The organism is Flavobacterium sp. GNP010 (assembly GCF_056428945.1).
On the sequence record NZ_JBWJVK010000127.1, the window covers coordinates 1 to 850 of the forward strand.

The following is an 850-nucleotide window of genomic DNA, read 5'->3' on the forward strand; positions in this document are numbered from 1 at the left end:
TGAAAACAACATTACTTCGTGCATTATTGCTATTGACTGTGATATGCACCATGAATTCATGTTCTTCAGACGAATCTGAAGTTGCAGATGAATCTGCACAAAAAGTGGTTAGTTATTCTTACAATTCATTGGAATTACAGACAATGGACTTGATCAATAAACACAGAGTTAGTGTTGGTTTAAATCCTTTAGAAAAAATCAATCATATGTCTTTTAAATCAGAAGAGCATGATAATTATATGATTGCTAATAATGTAGTAAACCATAATGATTTTGTAGCTCGATCAGAAAATATAATTAATACTTTAGGTGCTAAAACCGTGAGTGAGAATATAGCTTATAATTACAACACTCCACAAGCTGTATTGAATGCTTGGTTGGCTAGTCCTAGTCATAAAGCGAATATAGAAGGCAATCATACGCATTTTGGAATAGCAATTAAAGAAAATCCAGCAAATGGAAGAAAATATTACACCAATATTTTTGCCAGAATTTAGTTAAAGTTTGTTTTTTTTTTAAATCTAAAAGGTTGCCATATCCCCAAATGGCAGCCTTTTACATTTATATCCATTTGAAAAATTGTTAGTTCATGTTCAATGTTTTATAGAGTTTGTTTAAAAAATAGTCTAATGAATTCATTGGACTATTTTTTGCTAACTATTTTCGGTTAATTCAAATTACTTTTTAAACTTTTGTTATGTTTTAAGGATTTGGATCTAACAGAAAAAGACTGTCATGTAATGACAGCCTTCTGCTTTTTTTTTGAAATAATTACAAATCTATAATAATAAATTTGCTTCTTCTGTTTAGTTGATGCTCCTCTTCTGAGCAAGTAACATTATCAGCACAT

1 protein-coding gene is annotated in these 850 nt (G+C 29.5%); it reads left to right on the forward strand.

The genetic code is table 11. The features are described 5' to 3' along the window. On the forward strand, nucleotides 1-497 hold a 497-nt coding region (locus tag AC061C_RS15830; RefSeq protein ID WP_478291974.1), incomplete at its 5' end, for a CAP domain-containing protein. Nucleotides 498-850: the final 353 nt, after the last annotated feature.